Source organism: Priestia sp. SIMBA_032 (assembly GCF_046535215.1).
GTDB classification, from domain to species: Bacteria; Bacillota; Bacilli; order Bacillales; family Bacillaceae_H; genus Priestia; species Priestia aryabhattai.
Genome location: NZ_JAWRXD010001068.1, coordinates 1 through 256 on the forward strand (window position 1 = coordinate 1; position 256 = coordinate 256).

The 256-nt window shown below is 74.2% G+C and carries 1 protein-coding gene; it reads right to left on the minus strand.

Annotation, left to right across the window (positions count from 1 at the left end):
- On the minus strand, positions 1-214 hold a 214-nt coding region (locus SB717_RS37635; protein WP_410908254.1), incomplete at its 3' end, for a hypothetical protein.
- Positions 215-256 lie beyond the last annotated feature (42 nt).

The following is a 256-nucleotide window of genomic DNA, read 5'->3' on the forward strand; positions in this document are numbered from 1 at the left end:
CCCGGTGGAAGCCGATCACGAAGCGCCCGTCCGGCCCCACCTGCACCGTGCGCCCGTCGAAGCGCACCGCGGCGCCCGGCGCCGTGCGGCCGATCGCGAAGCCGCCCTGCGTGAAGACGCCGTCGAGGAATTCCGCGGCCGCCGCCGCGGGGCGCGGCCCCGCCAGCAGCGCGAGGATCGGCAGCAGGGCGAGACAGGCTGCGGCTCGACGCATCAGAACATCTCCCGTTGATCGGTCTTCGCGGATCGCTGCTTG